This window comes from Lysinibacillus sp. GbtcB16 (assembly GCF_019091145.1).
Classification (GTDB): Bacteria; Bacillota; Bacilli; order Bacillales_A; family Planococcaceae; genus Lysinibacillus; species Lysinibacillus fusiformis.
The window spans coordinates 1-247 of the sequence record NZ_JAGXJV010000722.1 but is presented as its reverse complement, the minus strand read 5'-3'; the positions used below and the strand labels follow the sequence as shown (position 1 = coordinate 247).

General features: G+C 52.6%; 1 pseudogene. It reads right to left on the bottom strand.

The features are described from left to right. Positions 1-205: pseudogene (locus tag KVT27_RS25710) on the bottom strand (hypothetical protein); the annotation flags it as partial. Positions 206-247 lie beyond the last annotated feature (42 nt).

Genomic DNA, 247 nt, shown 5'->3' with positions numbered 1-247 from the left:
GCATGGCATCTTTCTCATAATCAAGGGGCTCCATCACAGGCATTCCCGTGTAATCAATCGTTACTTCCATCGAACGCAGGATACTCGGCGTCCATTTCGGCGGATAGGTCTCAATATCTTTATCGGTCTGCAGCGAGGACGTGACCATCCAGAGCACAGGAATCACGCCCGCCAGCGTAAAAAAAATCGTTACGGCATACGCCACAGCCGACAAGGAGCGTTGTCCCTTTTCCACGGCTTGCATGCG